The organism is Clostridium magnum DSM 2767, assembly GCF_001623875.1.
Classification (GTDB): Bacteria; Bacillota; Clostridia; order Clostridiales; family Clostridiaceae; genus Clostridium_AM; species Clostridium_AM magnum.
On the sequence record NZ_LWAE01000006.1, the window covers coordinates 237,748 to 260,061 of the forward strand.

General features: G+C 32.9%; 17 protein-coding genes and 1 pseudogene. All 18 read left to right on the forward strand.

Annotation, left to right across the window (positions count from 1 at the left end):
* The first annotated feature begins 153 nt into the window (after positions 1-153).
* The 18 genes and pseudogenes from rpoN to eno all read left to right on the forward strand — a co-directional run bounded on the left by rpoN (position 154) and on the right by eno (position 22,190).
* Complete coding sequence (gene rpoN, locus CLMAG_RS22105; RefSeq protein ID WP_175562158.1) at positions 154-1,518, forward strand: RNA polymerase factor sigma-54; 1,365 nt, start codon at positions 154-156, stop codon at positions 1,516-1,518.
* A 135-nt stretch (positions 1,519-1,653) separates the two neighbouring features.
* Positions 1,654-2,679: a sugar-binding transcriptional regulator gene (locus CLMAG_RS22110; RefSeq protein ID WP_066627646.1), complete on the forward strand. Its 1,026-nt coding sequence runs from the start codon at positions 1,654-1,656 to the stop codon at positions 2,677-2,679.
* Between the two features lie 62 nt (positions 2,680-2,741).
* The gene (gene gap, locus CLMAG_RS22115; protein ID WP_066627648.1) at positions 2,742-3,740 is read left to right on the forward strand and encodes a type I glyceraldehyde-3-phosphate dehydrogenase; all 999 of its coding nucleotides are present in this window, start codon (positions 2,742-2,744) and stop codon (positions 3,738-3,740) included.
* A 191-nt stretch (positions 3,741-3,931) separates the two neighbouring features.
* Positions 3,932-5,125 (forward strand): phosphoglycerate kinase, encoded by a 1,194-nt coding sequence (locus tag CLMAG_RS22120; protein WP_066627650.1) that lies wholly within the window; start codon positions 3,932-3,934, stop codon positions 5,123-5,125.
* A gap of 381 nt (positions 5,126-5,506) precedes the next feature.
* Positions 5,507-6,253 carry a triose-phosphate isomerase gene (gene tpiA / locus CLMAG_RS22125; protein WP_066627653.1) on the forward strand — a complete coding sequence of 249 codons (747 nt, stop codon included), beginning with the start codon at positions 5,507-5,509 and terminating at the stop codon, positions 6,251-6,253.
* Between the two features lie 128 nt (positions 6,254-6,381).
* Entirely contained in the window at positions 6,382-7,905 is a 1,524-nt protein-coding gene (gpmI, locus tag CLMAG_RS22130; RefSeq protein WP_066627655.1) for a 2,3-bisphosphoglycerate-independent phosphoglycerate mutase, read from the forward strand.
* A gap of 250 nt (positions 7,906-8,155) precedes the next feature.
* Entirely contained in the window at positions 8,156-9,187 is a 1,032-nt protein-coding gene (locus CLMAG_RS22135) for a LacI family DNA-binding transcriptional regulator (protein WP_073393002.1), read from the forward strand.
* 327 nt (positions 9,188-9,514) lie between these two features.
* Complete coding sequence (locus CLMAG_RS22140; RefSeq protein ID WP_066627657.1) at positions 9,515-10,273, forward strand: N-acyl homoserine lactonase family protein; 759 nt, start codon at positions 9,515-9,517, stop codon at positions 10,271-10,273.
* A gap of 293 nt (positions 10,274-10,566) precedes the next feature.
* Positions 10,567-11,955: an MFS transporter gene (locus tag CLMAG_RS22145; protein ID WP_066627659.1), complete on the forward strand. Its 1,389-nt coding sequence runs from the start codon at positions 10,567-10,569 to the stop codon at positions 11,953-11,955.
* A gap of 262 nt (positions 11,956-12,217) precedes the next feature.
* Positions 12,218-13,834, forward strand: coding sequence for a class I adenylate-forming enzyme family protein (locus CLMAG_RS22150; protein ID WP_066627661.1), 1,617 nt, complete (start codon positions 12,218-12,220; stop codon positions 13,832-13,834).
* On the forward strand, positions 13,828-15,405 hold the full coding sequence (locus CLMAG_RS22155; protein WP_066627664.1) for an acyl CoA:acetate/3-ketoacid CoA transferase: 1,578 nt from the start codon (positions 13,828-13,830) through the stop codon (positions 15,403-15,405). Before CLMAG_RS22150 ends, CLMAG_RS22155 begins: the two co-directional genes overlap by 7 nt.
* 37 nt (positions 15,406-15,442) lie before the next feature.
* Complete coding sequence (fabG, locus tag CLMAG_RS22160; protein WP_066627666.1) at positions 15,443-16,180, forward strand: 3-oxoacyl-ACP reductase FabG; 738 nt, start codon at positions 15,443-15,445, stop codon at positions 16,178-16,180.
* Between the two features lie 30 nt (positions 16,181-16,210).
* A complete protein-coding gene (locus CLMAG_RS22165; RefSeq protein WP_066627669.1) occupies positions 16,211-17,398 on the forward strand; it encodes a thiolase family protein in 1,188 nt (395 codons plus the stop codon).
* Between the two features lie 200 nt (positions 17,399-17,598).
* On the forward strand, positions 17,599-18,285 hold the full coding sequence (locus tag CLMAG_RS33940) for a sugar diacid recognition domain-containing protein (RefSeq protein WP_066627672.1): 687 nt from the start codon (positions 17,599-17,601) through the stop codon (positions 18,283-18,285).
* 7 nt (positions 18,286-18,292) lie between these two features.
* Positions 18,293-18,415 carry a hypothetical protein gene (locus CLMAG_RS34470; protein ID WP_278331355.1) on the forward strand — a complete coding sequence of 41 codons (123 nt, stop codon included), beginning with the start codon at positions 18,293-18,295 and terminating at the stop codon, positions 18,413-18,415.
* A 42-nt stretch (positions 18,416-18,457) separates the two neighbouring features.
* Positions 18,458-19,600, forward strand: a complete 1,143-nt coding sequence (locus CLMAG_RS22175; RefSeq protein ID WP_066627676.1) for a glycerate kinase family protein — start codon at positions 18,458-18,460, stop codon at positions 19,598-19,600.
* Positions 19,601-19,678: 78 nt separating this feature from the next.
* Positions 19,679-20,713: pseudogene (gene pyk / locus CLMAG_RS22180) on the forward strand (pyruvate kinase); the annotation flags it as partial.
* A gap of 181 nt (positions 20,714-20,894) precedes the next feature.
* On the forward strand, positions 20,895-22,190 hold the full coding sequence (gene eno, locus CLMAG_RS22185) for a phosphopyruvate hydratase (RefSeq protein WP_066627809.1): 1,296 nt from the start codon (positions 20,895-20,897) through the stop codon (positions 22,188-22,190).
* The last annotated feature ends 124 nt before the right edge of the window (positions 22,191-22,314 follow it).

Genomic DNA, 22,314 nt, shown 5'->3' on the forward strand with positions numbered 1-22,314 from the left:
CCCTAGATTCGTTGAACTAAGAATCAGGTGGAGTTTGAAACTCCACCTGATTCAAGTTTTCACTTCATTCTTTGTCCATATACATGTTATAATGAGGTGTGGCTTTCGTTATAATCCACTAATAGGGTTAGAAAATGGGGTGTGAATATGAATATGGATTTTAGTTTAAATTTAACGCAAGAACAAAAACTTGTAATGACCCAAGAAATGCAGTTATCAGTAAAGCTTTTGCAAATGTCAGGCTTTGAGCTTCAAGAATATGTTGAGAAAGAAGTACAAGAAAATCCCGTACTAGATGCGAAAGGTTCATCTGGGAATAGTGAAGAAAATAATAAGATGGATTATAAGGAATTGGTGAAATATTTCGAATTTGATAATTATAGTCATCATAATTATGAAAAAAAGGATGACGAGGAGATATCTCCTTTTAGCTTTATTTCAGAGAAAAAATCACTAAAAGAATATTTGAAAGAACAAATTAGGGACTTAGGTGTAAAGGATTTTATTAAATCTATATGTCTATACATTATTGAAAATATTGATGAAAGAGGATATTTGGGAATAACAGACGATGAAATAACTGAAGATTTAAAAATATCTATGGCTTTAACAAAACATTGTGTGGAAACAATACAATCCTTGGAGCCCAGTGGTATAGGTGCAAGGGATTTAAAAGAGTGTTTAAAAATACAAATAATAAAAAAAGATATACAAGAACAAGCTATATTTGAAATAATAGATAACCATTTGGAATTGCTTGCAGAAAACAAGTATAATAATATTGCAAAAATACTGAATATAGATGTAAAAAAAGCACAGGAATATGGTGATGTAATAAAAACCCTTCATCCTAAACCTTCTAGAGGCTTTTTTACTGGGGAAGAAGTAAAATACATAACTCCTGATGCTTACATTAAAAAAATAGATAACGAATATTTTATTTTAATGAATGACGATATGCTTCCGAAATTAAGTATAAATCAAATGTATAAAGAAATAATAAGAAATGAAAATGATAAAGAAGCTGTAGAGTATGTAAAAGAAAAGTTAAACAGTGCTATGTTTTTAATTAAAAGTATACAGCATAGAAAAAGTACCATATATAGAGTATTAGAAAAAATATTAGAGACCCAGAGGGATTACTTTGATTATGGTGATGAATACTTAAAACCAATGACACTAAAAGAGATAGCAGAAGAATTAAGTGTTCATGAATCTACCATAAGTAGAGCTATAAGGGATAAATATATATACACTAATAAGGGCACTATAAGAATAAAGGATCTATTTACTACAGCAATATCTTCTAATAATAGCGGTGGAGAAGATGTTTCAGTAAAAATAATAAAAAAATCTATAAAAGATTTAATTGACAAGGAAGACAAAGAAAAGCCTCTATCTGATCAAGTTATATGTGATTTAATAAATGAAGAAGGTATGAATATTTCTAGAAGAACTGTGGCAAAATACAGAGAGGAAATGGGGATAAAGTCATCAAAGGGGAGAAAGAGATTCTAACTCTCCCCTCTAATGTTCATAAATTGTTCACATTTTTTTTCAAAATACTATTTAAAAAGAATTTAATTTATTCTATAATATAAGTGGGACAGAAAAAGATGTACTGGGACACAAAAAGACCAGGAGGGATTTCAAGTGGAAGACATATTGAAGTTACAGCAGAAGATAGTACCAGAACTTATCGAATTATTAGAAAAAAGGTATGGGATTTTAAGAACCATATATTATAATCAGCCGATTGGTAGAAGGGTACTTGCAAATAACCTTGGAATTGGTGAAAGAATTGTAAGATCAGAGATAAATTTCTTAAAGAGTCAAAACTTTATTGAAATAAATACTCCTGGCATGACAATAACAAAAGATGGAGAAGAAATAATAGATAAACTTAAAGACTTTATACATGAGTTAAAAGGTTTATCTGAAATCGAGAAATTTATAAAAGAAAACTTAAAGCTAAGAAAAGTGTTAGTTGTTCCAGGTAACTTAGATGAAGATAGAACAATAATCAATGAAATTGGAAGAGCAGCAGCAAATTATGTAAAAGAAATAATAAAAGACAATAGTATAATTGCAATTACTGGAGGCTCTACCATAAAAGAAGTAATTGATAATGTTCCTAAGATACCAAATTTAAAAGATGTATTAGTAGTACCAGCTAGAGGTGGTATGGGTATAAATGTAGAAACCCAAGCAAACACACTTGTTGCAAAGCTTGCTAGCAAAATAGATGGAAAGTATAAATTACTACATGTTCCAGATAACCTAAGTGATAAAGCAATGAATGCTATGATGCAAGAAAAAGACATAAGAGACGTACTGGAGACAGTAGATAGTGCTGATATTTTAATATACGGTATTGGAAGAGCAGAAAATATGGCTAAAAGAAGAAACTTGCCTCAAGAAGAATTAAATAAAATAGAAGAATACGGGGCAGTAGGTGAAGCCTTTGGATATTATTTTAATAAAGAAGGCGAAATCGTATATTATACACCAAGCATAGGAATAAAAAACGAAGAGATTGGGAAAATAGAAACACTGATAGCTGTAGCTGGTGGAAAAAATAAAGCAGAAGCCATTGTTTCTACACAAAATAATAGTCACAATAGCATCCTAGTAACAGACGAAGGTGCAGCAAGAGAAATAATGGAACTTTTAAAATAGTTGTTAATTATATTATTTATATATATAAAATAAATTTTAATATATTCTAGGAGGAATTTCAGATGGTAAAAGTAGCTATTAATGGTTTTGGAAGAATAGGAAGATTAGCATTAAGATTAATGATTGAAAACCCAGAATTTCAGGTTGTTGCAATAAACGACTTAACTGATGCTAAAACTTTAGCTCATTTATTTAAATATGATTCAGCTCAAGGTAGATTCAATGGTCAAATCGAAGTTAAAGATGGAGCTTTCGTAGTTAATGGAAAAGAAATAAAAGTAACTGCTCAAAGAAATCCTGCAGATTTACCATGGGGAGAACTAGGAGTAGACGTAGTATTAGAGTGTACTGGTTTCTTTACTTCAAAAGAAAAAGCAGAAGCTCACATCCAAGCTGGTGCTAAAAAAGTTGTTATATCAGCACCTGCAACTGGTGACTTAAAGACAGTTGTATTCAACGTAAACCAAGATGTATTAGATGGTTCAGAAACAGTTATTTCTGGTGCATCATGTACAACAAACTGCTTAGCTCCAATGGCTAAAGTATTAAATGATACATTTGTTATAACAAAAGGATTCATGACTACAATCCACGGTTATACAAATGACCAAAACACTCTTGACGCTCCACACGCTAAAGGAGATTTAAGAAGAGCAAGAGCAGCTGCTGCAAACATCGTTCCAAACTCAACTGGTGCAGCTAAAGCTATCGGTTTAGTTATTCCTGCATTAGCTGGAAAATTAGACGGAGGAGCTCAAAGAGTTCCTGTAATAACTGGTTCATTAACTGAATTAGTATGTACTTTAGAAAAGAAAGCAACTAAAGAAGAAATAAATGCTGCAATGAAAGCTGCTGCTAATGAATCTTTCGGATATACTGAAGAAGAATTAGTATCTTCAGACATAATCGGAATAAACTTCGGTTCATTATTCGATGCTACACAAACTAAAGTTATGGAAGTAAATGGAGAACAATTAGTTAAAGTTGCTTCATGGTATGATAATGAAATGTCATATACTTCACAGTTAATCAGAACTTTAAAATTCTTCGTAACTAAATAGTTAACGAGTAATCGGAAAAAAAGATAAAATATAGGTCTGGTTTTGTAGTTATGGCTATAAGGCCAGACCTTTTATGATAAATGAATATTCAATATAAAAATATGGAAATTATTTCAAAATAATATATAATTGTAGGTACGGATTATTTTTTATATGAAAAAATTTTTAATTACAAAGGAGTGTTTTTTATAATGGCTTTTAATAAAAAAACAATTGAAGATGTAGATGTAAAAGGAAAAAGAGTATTGGTAAGATGTGATTTTAACGTTCCACTAGCAGATGGAAAAATTACTGATGAAAACAGACTAGTTGGAGCTATGCCAACTATAAAGTATTTAATAGAAAAAGGAGCAAAACTTATACTTTGCTCACACCTTGGCAAAGCTAAAGGACCAGATGCAACAAAAACTTTAGCACCAGTTGCTAAGAGACTATCAGAAATGTTAGGAAAAGAAGTAGTTTTTGCTGCTGATGACGTTGTTGTTGGTGAAAATGCTAAAGCTGCAGTAGCTAACATGAAAGAAGGAGATGTAGTTCTTCTTGAAAATACAAGATTCAGACCAGAAGAAGGAAAAAACGAAGAAGCATTTTCAAAAGATTTAGCTTCACTTGCTGATATATTTGTAAATGATGCCTTCGGAACAGCTCACAGAGCTCACTGCTCAACTGTTGGAGTTACTCAATTTGTACCAGTATCAGTATGTGGATACTTAATCCAAAAAGAATTAAAATTCTTAGGAGAAGCTGTTGAGAATCCAGTAAGACCATTTGTTGCAATACTTGGAGGAGCTAAAGTATCAGACAAAATCAACGTTATCAATAACTTACTTGAAAAGGTTGATACTCTAATAATCGGTGGAGGAATGGCTTACACATTCTTAAAAGCACAAGGATTTACTATAGGAACATCACTTCTTGAAGCTGATAAAGTTGACTATGCAAAAGAAATGATGGATAAAGCAGCAGCTAAGGGAGTTAAATTATTACTTCCAGTAGATAATATAGTTGGAGATAAATTTGCTGCAGATGCAACTCCAGTTGTAACTGAAGATCAAAATATTCCAGAAGGACACATGGGTCTTGATATCGGACCAAAGAGTGCTGAATTATATGCTAACGCAGTTAAAGAAGCTAAAACAGTTATTTGGAACGGACCAATGGGAGTATTTGAGTTTGAAAACTTTGCAAAAGGAACTATTGCAGTAGCAAAAGCTATGGCTGATTCAGATGCTACAACTGTAATCGGTGGAGGAGACAGTGCAGCAGCTGTTAACATATTAGGATTCGGAGATAAAATGACTCATATTTCAACTGGTGGTGGTGCGTCACTTGAATTCTTAGAAGGAAAAGCATTACCAGGAATAGAGGCACTTAACAACAAGTAGGAGTGACTTAGCACCGGTATTCAAGGAGTTAACTCTTCTGTACTGCTAATAATTTTAGTTATCTCTAAGGCTTACTGCTAAAGAAAAATAATAATCTCAAATAAACTCCCTTCGGTCAGACATATTTAAGATTATTATTTTTCTAAAGCAGTTTCGCCAAGAGCTAACTAAAATTATTAGATGTACTGTCAGAGATAACCCCATGAATACCTATACTTAAGTCAAATACCTAACTTAGAATCTCTTATGTATAACCAAAATTACACACTAGATAAAGTAGGGGTAATAGTTTAAAATATTACAGGGAAGTTAAGATAAATAAGAACTAAAAATAATAATTAATTTATAGATAACAAATTAGAGGAAATGGGGTATTTAATAATGAGAAAAGCAATTATAGCTGGAAACTGGAAAATGAATAATACTATAGAAGAAGGTTTAAAATTAGTTGAAGAGTTAAAAGGACTTGTAAAAGATGCAAAGTGTGACGTAGTTGTTTGTCCGCCATTTGTAGCATTAGATGCAGTATTAAAAGCAGTTAAAGGAACTAATATAAAAGTTGGTGCTCAAAACATGCACTTTGAAGAAAAAGGAGCATATACTGGAGAAGTAGCACCAGAGATGCTTGAAAAGATGGGCGTAGAATATGTAATAATTGGACATAGTGAAAGAAGACAATATTTCAATGAAACAGATGAAACTGTTAATAAAAAAGTAAAAAAAGCTTTAGAGCATAATCTAATTCCAATATCTTGCTGTGGCGAAAGCTTAGAAGAAAGAGAAACAAATGTAACTGAAGAAGTTTTAGGAAGACAGATAAAATTAAATTTAGCAGGACTTACAACTGAACAAGTAGAAAAAGTAGTAGTAGCTTACGAACCAATCTGGGCTATCGGAACAGGTAAGACAGCAACAGATGAGCAAGCAAATGAAACTATAGCTTACATAAGAGGCGTAATAGCATCAATGTATGGAAAAGAAGTAGCAGATAAAGTAAGAATTCAATATGGTGGTTCAGTAAAACCAAATACAATAAAAGCTCAAATGGCTCAAAGTGATATAGACGGTGCATTAGTTGGAGGAGCTAGCTTAAAAGCAGAGGATTTTGCAGGAATAGTAAACTATTAATTTAATTGAGAGTTGAGAGTGGAGAGTTGAAAGTTAATAAAGTTTTAGATTTTAGACATAAGGAAGAAATGATTTATAACTTTCAACTTTCAATTGTCAACTTTTAGCAAAAAAAATGGAGGTTAATGATGAGTAAAAAACCAGTAGCATTAGTAATACTTGATGGATTCGGAATTTCAGACAATGTAGAAGGAAACGCAGTTAAGGCAGCACATAAACCAAACTATGATAGATATTTTAACAACTATCCTCACGGAGAATTAGGGGCTAGTGGATTGAGTGTTGGACTTCCAGAGGGACAAATGGGAAACTCAGAAGTTGGACACTTAAATATAGGAGCAGGAAGAATAGTTTACCAACAGCTAACTAGAATAACTAAGTCAATAGAAGATGGAGACTTTGCTGAAAATGAAGCGTTGAAGAAAGCAGTAAACAACGCAAAAGAAAATAATTCATCACTTCATTTAATGGGACTTTTATCTGATGGAGGAGTTCACTCACACATTAACCACTTAAAGGGACTATTAAAGCTTGCAAAGGAAAAGGATGTACAGAAAGTATATATTCATGCTTTTCTTGATGGAAGAGATGTACCTCCAGCTTCAGCAAAAGAGTATATAATAGAATTAGAAAACTATATGCAAGAAGTTGGTGTTGGACAAATAGCAACAGTATCAGGAAGATACTATGCAATGGACAGGGATAAAAGATGGGAAAGAGTTCAATTAGCTTATAATGCCATAGTACTTGGAAAAGGTGAAGAAGCAGCAAGCGCTATAGAAGCTGTTGATAAATCCTATAATGATAATAAAACTGATGAGTTTGTACTTCCAACTATTATTGCTGGCGCAGGAAAATCTAATGTAAAAAATAAGGATTCAGTAATATTCTTTAATTTCAGACCTGATAGAGCTAGAGAAATAACAAGAGCCATAAATGATAAAGTGTTTGATGGTTTTTCCAGAGAAGCTTTAGATTTAACATTTGTTACTATGACTGAGTATGATGTAACATTACAAGGTGTAGATGTAGCTTTTGGACCTGAAAGCTATTCAAACACTCTTGGAGAATATGTAAGCAAGATGGGTAAAAATCAGTTAAGAATAGCTGAAACTGAAAAATATGCCCATGTAACATTCTTCTTCAATGGAGGCGTGGAAGAGCCAAATTCAAATGAAGATAGAGCTCTTATACCTTCACCAAAGGTTGCAACCTATGATATGCAGCCAGAAATGAGTGCTTACAAGGTTACTGAAGAATTATTAAATAAACTTGATGAAGATAAATATGACATGATTATACTAAACTTTGCAAACCCAGATATGGTAGGACATACAGGAGTTTTTGATGCTGCTAAAAAAGCTGTAGAAGCTGTTGATGTATGTTTAGGCAAGGTTGTAGATAAAATATTAGAGAAGAATGGAACTGCATTTATAACTGCAGATCACGGTAATGCAGAGCAGATGATAGACTTCTCAACAGGTAAACCTATGACGGCCCATACAACAGATGCTGTTCCATTCTTATATGTAGCAGCAGATGCTAAGCCATTAAGAGATAGTGGTATATTAGCAGATATAGCTCCAACTATGCTTCAAGTTATGGGACTAGAAATACCTGAGGAAATGACAGGTAAGAGCTTAATAAAATAAAAATATAGAGAAAAGAGTTATTTTAAGATAGCTCTTTTTTTCTTTATAAAAAAAGAAGTTTAAGACATTTTGATATTATTATAGGAAGGTCTTTCAAAAATTGTTTGAAGCAGAATAATAAGAAGCAAGATGTGTATTGATCGATATAATGGAAAGAATGTTGATTTTAAATGCCAAATGTATTACAATAATATAAGTATGTTATTAAAAGGTAATTATTATAATAAAAATAAATCTGGAGGAATGAAACGTGAAGAATGAAAAATATACAATTTCAGATGTTGCTAAAATGTTAGGAGTTTCTCGTTCTACCGTTTCAAGGGCAATTAGTAATTCACCAGGTGTTGGCGATGAATTAAGGAAAAAAGTGTTAGATTTTGTTGATAAAATCGGATATAAACCCAATACAATTGCTCAAAGCCTTAGTAAAGGTAAGATTAATATCATAGCATTGATTTTTGGAGATGTTAGAAATCCATTCTATGCTGATTTAGCGTTCAATATCCAGAAGATTTTGAGCAATAATGGTTATATGGTTATGGTTTTTAATAGTGAGTATGAGGAAAAAAATGAAATTGAGTTTATTAGATTAGCGCAACAATTTAATTTTGCAGGATTAATATTGTTGACTGCTCAAACAGATGAAATAAAAAATGAATTAAAGACAGTAAATATGCCTGTGGTTCTCGTTAACAGAATTTTAGATTCATATGACGGAGATTCTGTTTTACTTGATAACTTTCAGGCTGGTTATATTGCTGTTAGACATTTAATAGAGTTAGGTCATACTTATATAGGTTTTATTGGTGGACAGAAAAATTCTTCTGCAGCAAATCAGCGATATGAAGGATATCGTCAAGCGCTTAAAAATTATCATTTACCATTCAATGAAAAAAGTGTCATGTATAGCGATTTGAAGATTGAGACAGCATATGAAATTGCAAAAGAATATGTATCAGATATTAAAAATAGACCAAGTGCGCTTGTAATCATCAATGATATGACTGCTTTGAGTTTTATTGACTATTGTAAAAAGACTAATATAAAGATTCCAGAAATGCTTTCTATTGTTAGCTTTGACAATATTGTGTTTTCTGCTATGCATGATATCAGTTTGACAACAGTGAGTCAGCATGTGGATAAAATGAGTGAACATGCAACTCGCTTAATAATAAAGCAATTAGAGGAACCAGATGCAAAATCAGAAAGAATCATTTTAGAACCAAAACTAATTATAAGAAATAGTACTGGTCCCTTTAATCCTGATAGATTTGAAGAATAATATATAAAAATAACTAATAGATTAAATTAATTATTGGTAAAATTATTAAAGAACTCTAAATTTGAAATAAACTACATTATTTAAGTAATGTAGTTTATTTTTTTTTAGAATCTATAAGTATTTGTCCTACAATGAAAATAAAATGATAAAATGACGATATATGTAGAAAAATGAAAAAATAAAAGAATAAATAAAATGAAAGCAGTTATTGATTTATAAAAATGTAAATGATATAATAAGTATAAATTAAAGAAATCGGTTTCTTAAATATAACGCTAATTATTTTTGTTTCAAGAGAACGATGTCTTAAAGAAGGGAGAAGTAAATATGAAAAATGAAGTTAAGTGGGTAGTAAAGGCAATTAAAGTTGGTAGTATTACGTTAGATCGTTCTGCTATGACTCATTACAAGGGTAAAGGTGAGATTATAAAAGTTCCAATTTGGTGTGCTGGAGCAACAGATGGTAAACATAAGGTTTTAGTGGATACTGGTATAAGAGATTTGGAAATTTATAAAAAAGCTGAACCTGGTGTAGAACAAAAAGAATGTGAAATAACAGAAGTTGCAGTGAAAGACATAATGGGGTGGGATTCAGATGAAGTTGATATTATTATTAATACACACTTGCATTGTGATCATAGTGGTAGTAATGCTAAATTTGTTAATGCAAAGTGTTATGTGCAAAAAAGTGAATGGTATGAGGCATTTCATCCTATTGCTCCTGAAGCTCCATTTTATGATAAAGCCTGTTATGACAAAACAGCTATGTCCTATTTCAGATGGGAATTTTTAGAAGGAGATGTAGAGATACTCCCTGGGTTAAGAGTTATTACTACACCAGGTCATACTAAAGGACATCAATCTGTATTGTTTAATACTAATAACGGTATAGTGTGTGTCTCAGGCGATATTTGTAATGTGGCGGAAAATGTAAACGAAAATCTAGAACCCAATATAGTTATCAGTGTATCGGATGTCTATGAAAGCTTAGATAGAATTAGAGAAATAGCTCATTATATTCTACCGGGACATGAGCCTGGAATAGAGAATGGATCAAGTGAATTTATACCAGTTATAAATCCATAGTATATATAGCTGGTGTAAAATAGAGTGTGCAGTTTTAGTAAATAATAGAATTAAGAATTACCTTCTGTTGTACAACAATTATAGTGTTTAAAGAGTATATACGCAGTGATTTTATACAAGCTAAATTAAAGGATTCTTGTAAACGGTTGTACTGATTGGGGGGTTATAAATGCTGAATTAGCATAGAAACAATTTTTATTTGATGCTATAAAGAAAAAATAATCTATCTACTTTATTATTGTAAGTTATTTAATTTTGAGTTTCACAAAATTATTATACGGGGGGAAAGTGTTATGTATCATTATGAAGAAAAAACTGAGATTGTAAAACCGAAGAGAGCATCAAAAGAATCCTGGATAGCTCTAACTTTTTTATGGATTATATTTGCTATTAATGCTAACGGCAGAGAGCTGACAAATAGGGTTTTGCCCTACATATCTAATACCTATAATATAGGGCCTGACAAGGCTGGTTTAATTGGAACTGTATGTGGTATTACAATGGCTCTTGGGGCTATTCCTCTTGCAAGATGGTTTGATAATGGTGAACATGGATGGGCTACAAAAAAACGTGGCTGTATTATCTCGATGAGTTACGTTGTTTTTATGGCTCTAACAGGAATAACGCCTTTAACCGGGACTTTTACTATGATCTTAATTTGGCAAGGATTGAGAGGTTTTTTCTCTGCACCAGGTGAGTGCGGTGAAGTGGGAAGTGTGGCAGAATGGTGGCCGCGTGAAAAGACAGGGTTTGCAATAGGGATTCACCATGCGGCTTATCCGTGGGGAAGTCTTATTGGTGGAATAATAATTAGCGGTGTACTAATGATTTTTGGAGATAGTAATTGGAGATATGCATTTTTAGTATTTCCTATAATTGCTATAGTTACCTGGTTTGCTTACTACAAATGGGCAACTCTTGATAGATATAAGAATTTTGAGCAACATACTAGAGCTTCTGGCTTTACCTGTCCTTTGGATTATGATCCAAGTGAAGAATCAGTATCAAATGGTTCGTCATCAGGATCGCTTATTAGATGTTTAAAAAATCCTAACATATCAGCAGTGGCACTAGTTGCATTTCTTTGCCAGTTTGCCTATATAGCATTTCTCTTTTGGATGCCAGCCTATTTAGCTTTTGTTGCAAATTACAGCTATGCAGCAGCGGCTAGCCTGAGTGTAGTATATGCAATAACAGGTGGACTTGGACAGATTTTTTGGGGAAATTATTCAGATAAAATTGGTCCAAAGAAAACGATGATAATTTGTTGTATTTGGTTAGCTATAGCCTTTTATTTAATGCAGTTTATTACAATTAGCTTATTCTGGCTTGTTGCGCTTCAGCTTTTACTTGGTTGTTGCTCAAATGCTGTATATCCAGTTATGTACAAGTACGTTGCTGAATCTTCAGAGAGAGGAGCAATTGTAACGGGAAATGGTGTTTTAACCACAGGTATGTTTAGTGGTGCTGCAGTCGCAACGCTAGTTACTGGTTGGCTTATTCAATTAGGTGGAGGTTGGTCTTCGATGAGTGGATACTATGCTGGTCTTTATACAATGACAGGTGCGATGATTCTTGCCCTTGCGGTAGTGATCTTGTTTACGAGAGAGACTAATGGACCTAAATTCAAAAAAGATTTTTCGCTTGTAAGTTTAAAGAGTTGTAATTTGGATAAAGAATAGAGTTAAGTTAATCTAAAAATATATTTAAAATACAGAAGATTCCTCATAACAATTAAATTATGTTCAATAAGCACTAAAAAGAATGATTTGTGTCTGTTTAAAGATACAAATCATTCAATACTTTTCAGTTGGAAGTCATATATTTTATATAAGTAAAAATATTAGATTTTAATATGTTTTTTATTGACATAAATAAATCCATATGATAACATTAAAACATCAAATACGAAATCGGTTTCGTAAAAAGAGAGGGGATATTATCATGGTTAACGGAAACGATTTTTGGCCACATGAACTTATTGCTGATATGACCAAAAGAAAAGTAAAAGACAAAATCATTAATACTTATCCAGATCTTCCAAATAATCTTTATGATGTGTTAAAAAAATCTGCATACAATTGTTCTGATAAAATTGCTATTATTGATAACTACAACAGAGAATATTCTTATTGTCGCTTATTAGAGCTTGTAGATCAATTTTCCTCTTATTTACATAATATTGTTGGTGTCAAGCATGGTAAACATGTTGCGCTCATGTTGTACAACAGTATTGAATTTTGTGTAGCGTTTTTGGCTCTTTGTAAAATTGGAGCAGTTACTATCCCGCTTCCAAGCAAGTATAAAAAATCTGAAATTAGATCATTGGCTGATAAGTCAGATTTAAACTACATTATTTGTGATGAGGATTTTTATAACTGGTTTATACCATACAAGAATCAAGGTATATGTATTATAAAATCGACAAATGCAGAAAATGGATATGGCTTTAGTAACATTTCGATTAATCATCTTCCATGGACAGATTCTGCTGGGGGATATGAAGACTCATCAATTATTATGTTTACATCTGGAACTACCTCTCAAAGTAAAGGTGTTGTGATCAAAAATTATAATATTATGCATGCCATTGTTTCTTACCAAAGAGTTTTAGGAATTACTTGTAATGATAAAACCATCATAGCAACTCCAATTTATCATATTACTGGATTGATAGCACTTTTGGGATTATTTCTTTACAGTAAGGGTACCATATATTTGCATAAATTTTTTGATGCACAAAGAGTTCTTAAATGTGCAAAAGAAAATAATATAACTTTCATTCATGCTGCACCAGCTGTTTTTTTACTTCTCTTAGAGCAAGCTGAAAATTTTCCTAAGATACCCAGTTTAAAAAGTTTTGCATATGGCAGTAGTAACATGCCGAAAGAAAAATTAAAACAACTTCATAAATGGTTACCGAACGTGCATTTTCATACAGTCTACGGTTTAACCGAAACTACATCTCCAGCTACTATATTTTCTAATAATGCAGCTACAAGTGAATTTATAGGTTCTTCCGGTAAACCTATACCAGGCACAGAATTTAAAATTATTGACGAAGATGATAGGGAAGTATCCAACAATTTTGTTGGAGAAATTCTGATAAGAGGAACTGTTGTTTTAGACAATTATTATAATTTAGTATCTTCATCGCTGGATGAAGATGGATGGTTAAGAACAGGAGATTTGGGGTATTTCAACGACCAAGGATATCTCTATGTGGTAGATCGTAAAAAAGATATGATTAATCGTGGTGGAGAAAAAATTTGGAGTTATGATATAGAAAATGAAATCTATAAAATTTCAGGAGTAGATGAAGCGGCTGTAGTCGGTATTCCTAATGAAGTTTATGGTGAAGTGGCTGCTGCTGCTGTTAAGCTAACTTATAATTGCATGCTAACAGAAGATGAAATTAAACAGCATTTACTAGAAAAGTTAGCAAAATACAAGATACCACAGCGTATTTTAATACTTAATGATATACCCAAAACAGCAAATGGTAAAGTTGATAAAAAAGCAATTAGAAATTTATTTAAGCAGGAGGAAAATATATGTTAAAGGCCAACTTTATGACTGCGGCTGAAGCCGTTTCTCTCATTAAAGATCAAGATACTATATGTACAATTGGAATGACTCTTGTCAGTGCTAGTGAAACCATTTTGAAACAAATTGAAAAAAGTTTCTTAGAAACTGGACATCCTAGAAATCTAACTCTTTTGCATTCTTGTGGACAAAGTGATAGAAAAGACGGCATTCAACACTTTGCTCACGAAGGATTAGTTACTAGAATTATTGGTTCTCACTGGGGGTTGCAACCGCGTTGGATGGAAATGATTTCTAATAACAAAGTAGAAGCTTACTGTCTTCCACAGGGACAAATTGCACAGCTATATAGAAGTATGGCTTGTGGTTTACCTGGAAAAATGTCAAAAGTAGGTCTTGGTACCTTTGTTGACCCACGTATAGAAGGTGGCAAGATGAATGAACGAACAAAAAAGTTAGATGATATTGTTGACATAATGGAATACAAAAATGAGGAATATATGTTTTATAATCAAATTCCTATTAATGTATGTATTATTCGAGGAACTGTTTGTGATGAAATGGGTAATCTTACAACAGATGAAGAAGCTATGAAACTAGAGGTTATCCCTGCAGTTATGGCAACTAAACGTTATGGTGGAGTAGTTATCGCTCAGGTAAAACGAATTGCTCAAACTGGAACTCTAAACCCTAAAAATGTCACTGTACCAGGGGTGTTTATTGATGGAATTGTTGTTTGTGATAATCCCTTAGAAGATCACAGACAAACATCTTCATGGTATTTTGATCCATCATATTCTGGACAACTACGTGTACCTCAAGGCACAATCGAGCCACTTGCCTTTAGTGAAAGAAAGTTTATAGGAAGACGTGCCACTATGGAAATTTATAAAGGTTGTGTAATCAATCTAGGCACAGGAATTCCTAATGATGTAATTGGAAAAATATGCAATGAAGAACAAGTAGCAGATGATATTATGATAACCGTTGAATCTGGTATTTATGGTGGAGTTCAAGCAGGCGGTATTGATTTTGGTATTGGTCAGAATTTATATGCTATGATTGGACACCATGAGCAAATGGATTATTACAATGGAGCAGGTGTGGATATAACTTATATGGGATGTGGCGAATTAGATGGAGAAGGAAATGTAAATGCAACAAAAATGGGTCTTAGATGTACTGGTGCTGGAGGATTCATTGATATTACCCAAAATGCTAAAAAGGTAGTATTTTGTGGAACATTTACTGCTAGTGGTGCTGAATACAAGTTTGAAAATGAAAAACTCACCATTGTAAAAGAAGGAAAAATAAGAAAAATGGTTTCGAAGGTTGCTCAAATATCTTTTAATGGAAAGATATCACGTGAAAAAAATCAGCAGGTGATTATCGTAACAGAAAGAGCAGTGTTTAAGTTAGTACCAGAGGGAGTTATGTTAATTGAAATTGCGCCTGGTATTGATTTACAAACACAGGTTCTAGATTTAATGGATTTTAGGCCTATTATTAGTAAAGATTTAAAAACTATGGAACCTTCATTATTTAATGATGGTCCATTTGGATTAAAAGATATTATCTTTAAATAAATTTATTTTTACGGATTAATTATAAGGAGGATTTTTTATGAGATTAGAAAATAAAGTAGCAATTGTAACTGGAGCTGGAAGAGGCTTAGGAAAAGGAATAGCAATGAAGCTTGCTGCAGAAGGTGCAAAAGTTGTTATAGCAGATATTTCTTTAAATATAGCAAATGAAACTGTAAAAGAAATTTTGGATTTAGGTGGAACTTCAGAAGCTTTCGCAGTTAACGTATCAAAGCAAGAGGAAGTAAAAGCTTTATTCGACTTTACCATTGAAAAGTTTGGCACATTAGATATTATGGTAAATAATGCTGGAATTAATCGTGATGCTATGCTTCACAAAATGACTATTGAGCAATGGGACCAAGTAATTGCAGTCAATTTAAGTGGTACTTTTTATTGTACACAACATGCTGCCCAAATTCTAAGAGAAAAGGGCAAAGGAAGTATTATTAATATTGCATCTGCAAGCTGGCTTGGAAATGTTGGACAGGCTAATTATGCAGCTTCAAAAGCAGGTGTTGTTGGACTTACCAAAACTGCATCTAGAGAACTTGCTAAAAAAGGAGTTACCTGTAATGCTATTTGTCCTGGATTTATTGAAACAGATATGACAAGAGGTGTTCCGGAAAAAGTATGGGATATTATGGTTAACAAAATTCCAATGGGCAGAGCAGGAAAACCATCTGATGTTGCAAACATGGTAGCATTTTTAGCTTCTGATGAGGCAGATTATGTAACTGGAGAAGTAATAAATGTAGGTGGAGGAATGATCTTATAATACACTAATAGTAGGAGGAGGATATTAAATATGAGTCAATTAAAAGAAGTCGTAATAGTAAGTGGTGCCAGAACAGCTATTGGAGCGTTTGGTGGAAGTTTAAAGGATGTTCACAGTACGGATTTAGGTGCTTTAGTTATAAAAGAGGCGGTAAAAAGAGCTGGAATAAAACCATCAGATGTTGATGAAGCAATTGTCGGCCAAGTTGGACAGGTTGCAGAAAATGGCTTTGTAGGAAGAGTTATATCTCTTAAAGCAGGCCTTCCAGAGGAAACTACTGCATATTCCGTAAACAGACAATGTGGGTCAGGATTGGAGGCTATTGCAGACGCTGTGATGAAAATTCAAACAGGAAATGCGGACATTGTTGTAGCATGTGGCGCTGAGAATCTATCACAATTACCATACTATGTAAGAGATGCAAGATGGGGAGCGAGAATGGGACATAAACAGTTTGAAGATGGTGTTATTAGCATTTTAACATGGCCTTTAGGCCCTTTCCACAATGGGGTAACTGCTGAAAATGTAGCGAAAAGGTATCATGTTACAAGAGAGGAACAGGATGAATTTGCCCTTCAAAGTCATCAAAGAGCAATTGCAGCAATTAAAGCAGGAAAATTTAAAGAGGAAATTGTTCCAGTAGAATTAAAAGACCGCAAAGGAAATATTACGATTTTTGATATAGATGAAGGTCCAAGAGAAGGATTGACCATTGAAAAACTTCAAAAATTAAAGCCTTGCTTTGTAAAAGATGGAACGGTAACTGCTGGTAACTCTTCAAGCTTAAATGATGGTGCTGCTGCAGTTGTAGTTATGTCTAGAGAAAAAGCTGAAGAATTAGGGGTAAAACCATTGCTAACAGTTAAAGGCTTCGCAGTTGCTGGAAATGATGGAGCTGTAATGGGGTATGCTCCAAAGTTATCTAGTGAAAAACTTGCAAAAAAGTTAGACATAGATTTAAAAGATATCGATATGTTTGAAGTAAATGAAGCCTTTGCTAGCCAATCTATAGCTGTGTCTAGGGATTTAGGTCTTGATATGAATAAAGTTAACATTTATGGTGGCGGAATTTCTATTGGACATCCTATTGGAGCTACTGGATGTGTTTTAGCTGTAAAAGTTCTTTACGAATTAAATAGAACTGATAAAAAAGATGCTATGGTTAGTATGTGTATAGGTGGTGGGCAAGGAATCTCCATGTACTTTACAAAATGCTAATATTCTTAGTGTAGTAGATATTAACAATCTGCTGTGCTAAGAATCTATACATAAACTACATGACTACGTCATGTAGTTTATGTTATATTGACATATTTCAAATAATTTTACAATAAATTAATTTCGCTAGTGTTTAATTATTAGGAAAGTAATATAGTTTTATATTGAATGTTATGACTACAGTATAAAGGGAGGTATCTATGACTCGGACACATCAAGTTCCAGAAGAACTTGCTAAAAAAATAGTGACTACAATACATAATATAACTGGCAGTAATGTAAACTTTATGGGCGAAAATGGCCTGATAATTGCTACTATTCAAAAGGAAAGACTGGGTACTATCCATGAAATTGCAAAAAGAATTATGAATGGAGAAATTGAATCTTCAGCAATCACACTAGAAGAAGCTTCACATCTGAAAGGCGTATTGCCCGGATATAACGGTGCAATAAAATATCAAGGCAAAATCATAGGGTGCCTTGGTATAAGTGGGGATCCTGTTGTAGTGAAACCATTACAAAAAATGGCTGCTATTATAGTTGAGGAAGAAATAGATAAGATTAAGCAAATGGAAGAAAGACAAAATATATTAGATGATGTATCAGAAAAAATACACGAAATTTCAGCATTTTTAGAAGAAATTTCGGCAGGCGCAGAAGAAATAGCAAGTGCTAGTAAAATTATGGAGAACACAGAAGCAGAACTTGTATTAAATATTAATAATATAACTAAAGTTATTACTCTTATAGAAAGCATATCAAAAAGGACAAATCTATTAGGGTTAAACGCAGCAATAGAAGCAGCAAGAGCTGGTGAACAAGAAAAATTTATAAAAATATCAAATCATAAATTAAAGATGATTAGTCAAATATGTATTAAAGGATGAAATTATTATGTTATTTAATCAGGATAATTCAAAATGGAACATAAAAGAGCTAGAAGATACGTATGAATTAATTTGTTATAATGACAAAAGTAGTGAATTAAGAGAAATATTAAAAGTAGTCATAGAATGAAATGGAAAGTTTAACTAAGAATTTTATACTTTGGAGGTTAATATGAAAGAAAATTTTGTTATTCTATTAGCGCCTGATTCATTCAAAGAAAGTATGACGGCTAAAGAAGCATGTGAAGCTATGGAAAGAGGAATAAAGAGAGCAAATAGCAGCATTACTTGTATACATGTACCAATGGCTGATGGTGGTGAGGGTACAATGCAATCCCTATTAGATGCCACAGGTGGAAGATTATATAGAATAAATGTAGTTGGACCGTTAGGTGTCGAAGTAGAAGCAACTTATGGCATCTTGGGAGATGGAGAAACAGGAATACTAGAGATGGCTAGTGCAAGTGGTATTCATTTGGTATCTCCAGAAAAAAGGAATCCTTTAATAACGACATCTTATGGTACTGGACAACTTATAAAAGCTTGCTTAGATCATGGGATAAAAAAGCTATTAATAGGTATTGGTGGAAGTGCTACTAATGATGGCGGAGCTGGAGTTGTACAAGCACTTGGCGGAAGATTATTGGATACACAAGGGAAGGAATTAGGCTTTGGTGGTGGAGAACTGGGAAAATTGGATACCATTGATTTAACTAACTTTGATTCTAGAATAAAAGATGTTGTAGTAGAAGTGGCCTGTGATGTTAACAATCCACTTTGTGGAGAAAGAGGAGCTTCAAATGTATTTGGTCCCCAAAAAGGGGCAAATGAAGATATGATACGACTATTAGATGATAACTTGAAACACTATGCAGATATAATAAAAAAGCAGCTTGGTAAGGATGTGTTAGAAGTACCAGGAGCTGGAGCAGCAGGTGGATTAGGAGCTGGATCTATGGCGTTTTTAGATGGTACTTTGAAGAAAGGTATCGAAATGGTGATTGAATACTCAGGTTTAGAAGAAAAGGTAAAAGATGCAGATATGGTTTGGACTGGAGAAGGAAGTATAGATTTTCAAACTCAGTATGGCAAAACCCCTTTAGGTGTTGCAGTAGTTGCTAAGAAACATGATAAGCCGGTAATTGCATTAGCAGGAAGAGTCGGTGATGGTATAGATATATTGTATAAAAAGGGAATAGACTCCATATTTGGTATTGTGAAAGGAGCAGCTTCGCTGGAGGAAGCACTTGTGAAAGGCCAGGAAAATATTGAAAAGACAGCTGAGAATATAATAAGACTAATGAGTCTATTATAATGTATAGCAATCGGTATAGTTTTCTTATATCGGTATGTTTTATAAGTCCATAGTAAAAGTAAGATAGGAGTAGAGCATATGAGAAAGACTAAGATTGTATGTACAATAGGTCCTGCAAGTGAGAGCAGGGAAGTAATGTGTAAATTAATAAATGCTGGAATGGATATTTCGAGGCATAATTTTTCCCATGGAAATCATGATGAGAATAGAAGAAAAATTAATTTAGTAAAGGAGCTTAGAACTGAATTAAATAAGTCTGTAGAGATATTATTGGATACTAAAGGTCCAGAGGTTAGAACAGGAAAATTTGCTGATGGAAGTGTAAAGTTAGTGGAAGGTACATCTTATATTGTTTTATGTGGAGATGACATATTGGGAGATGAAACAACATGTTCTATAAGTTATGAAGATTTATATAAAGATGTAAATATAGGAGATTATATTCTAATTGCAGATGGTTTAGTAGGACTAAAGGTAAAAGAAATAAAAGGAAACAAAATACATTGTATTGTTAAGAATACAGGAACTCTTGGAAATTATAAGAATGTAAATGTACCTGGTGTTGTTACAAAATTACCTGCTGTAACAGAAAAGGATATTGAAGATTTAAAATTTGGTATAGAGATGGGAGTAGATATTGTCGCTGCATCTTTCATCAGAAAAGCTGAAGATGTTTTAGAGATTAAGAAGGTGCTAAATGAAAATGGAGGTAGTCATATCAGAGTATTTTCTAAGATAGAAAATCACGAAGGAGTAAATAATATTGATGAAATTATTGAAGTATCTGATGGGATAATGGTTGCAAGGGGGGATTTAGGAGTAGAAATACCATTAGAGGAAGTACCTTTTGTACAAAAGATGATCATAAAAAAATGTAATGAAGCCGGAAAACCTGTTATTACAGCTACGCAGATGTTGGAGTCAATGAATAACAATCCAAGACCTACTAGAGCTGAAGTTTCTGATGTAGCTAATGCAGTTCTAGATGGAACAGATGCAGTTATGCTTAGTGGAGAAACAGCTAGTGGAAAATATCCGGTAGAGACAGTTTCAATAATGTCAAAAATTATAAAAAGAACAGAGAAATTGCAAAACTATAATTATAATATAAAGTATCAGGTAATATGAAGAACTCTAAAGTTATTATAATGTTCAATTGTATACTTTGGAATAACCTAATACAATTATATACAAGCTGAATTTTTATATACCTTATATAATAAGCGAGTTATATGGTTATATTAATAAGGTAAAAGTTATAAAATATAATGATTTTGGAGGTATTTTAATTATGATTAAGAACTATGTGGAAATTGTAGATGTAATGGCAAGACAGATTCTTGATTCAAGAGCATTTCCTACAGTAGAAGTAGAGGTTGTACTAGAAGATGGAACAGTAGGAAGAGCAGCTGTACCATCAGGAGCTTCTACAGGAATGTTTGAAGCAGTAGAATTAAGAGATGATGATAAAACAAAATACAACGGAAAAGGGGTTCTAAAAGCTGTAGACAACGTGAATAATTACATAGCAGAAGAACTTATTGGAATGAATATATTTGATCAAGTTTTAATTGATAAAACTATGATAAAAATTGATGGAACAGATAATAAAGGAAAACTTGGAGCAAATGCAATGCTTGGAGTTTCTCTTGCTTGTGCTAGAGCAGCTGCAGAATATCTTGGAATTAGTATTTATCAATATATTGGAGGAGTTAATGCGAAAGTTCTTCCAGTACCAATGATGAATATAATAAATGGAGGAAAACACGCTGACAATAATGTGGATTTACAAGAGTTCATGATAATGCCAGTAGGAGCACCTTCCTTTAGTGAAGCCTTAAGAATGAGTGCAGAAGTTTATCATACATTAAAATCATTATTAAAATCAAAAGGCTATGATACTGGTGTTGGCGACGAAGGTGGTTTTGCTCCAAATCTAAAATCAAACGAAGAAGCAATTCAGGTTATAGTTGAAGCTATAGAAAAAGCTGGCTACGCTCCAGGAGATGATATATATATAGCTTTAGACCCTGCTTCATCTGAAATATATGAAAATGGCAAGTACAATTTAAAAGGTGAAGGTAAAGTCCTATCATCTGAAGAAATGGCTAATTACTATGTAGATCTTGTAAATAAATATCCTATAATATCAATAGAAGATGGTATGGCAGAAGAGGATTGGGAAGGCTGGAGAATAATAACTGAAAAGTTAGGTGGCAAAATTCAGCTTGTAGGTGATGACTTATTTGTAACTAACACAAGTAGATTAACAACTGGTATAGAAAAGAAAGTTGCAAATTCCATACTTATAAAATTAAATCAAATAGGAACACTTACAGAAACTTTAAATGCTATAGAAATGGCAGAAAGAGCAGGCTATACTGCAGTTATTTCTCATAGATCAGGAGAAACAGAAGATACAACTATATCAGATTTAGTTGTAGCAGTAAATGCAGGACAGATAAAAACTGGAGCACCTGCAAGATCTGAAAGAGTTGCAAAGTATAATCAACTTCTTAGAATAGAAGAAGAATTAGGAGAAATGGCAGAATACAGAGGATTAAATACCTTCTATAATATAAAAAAATAAATGATTTATTTTGGTATGAGGTTTCGCTTTAGCTAAACCTCATATTAGTGTGTAAATATATCATTGTAATGAATAAGTTTATATGTTAAAATTTAAGATATGCCAAGGTGCCAGGAGGTGAGGA